Here is a 283-nt window from a genome sequence, read left to right as displayed (position 1 = left end):
TTAAGCCGTCGCACCTCCCAATGCTCCGGCACCTGGCCGAGCCACGGGACGCCGGAGTCTTTGTACGCAGGATAGGGTTTGCCCCTGCGGACGTCGATTTGGCCGGTGACGGCCTGGTGGATGAGAGCCTGCCGGTACTCCTCGAGCAGTTTGATTTGCCACTGCCGGGCGTGGACGACGCGCCGAATCAGCCGGTCCATGTAGTCGAGGAAACGGACGATCGCGGTTTGTTCGGGGAGGGGGGGAAGGGCAAAAACACAATTACCGAGAATCTTGCCATTCA

The 283-nt window shown here is 61.1% G+C and carries 1 protein-coding gene; it reads right to left on the bottom strand.

All coding sequences use genetic code 11. From position 1 onward, the window contains the following. Positions 1–283: restriction endonuclease subunit S (locus ACYQ6T_RS10770; RefSeq protein WP_459830718.1), on the bottom strand; the 283-nt coding region annotated here is incomplete at both ends.

This window comes from Hydrogenophilus islandicus, assembly GCF_054657095.1.
The sequence above is the reverse complement of the archived record's forward strand: the minus strand, read 5'-3'. Positions and strand labels throughout refer to the sequence as shown.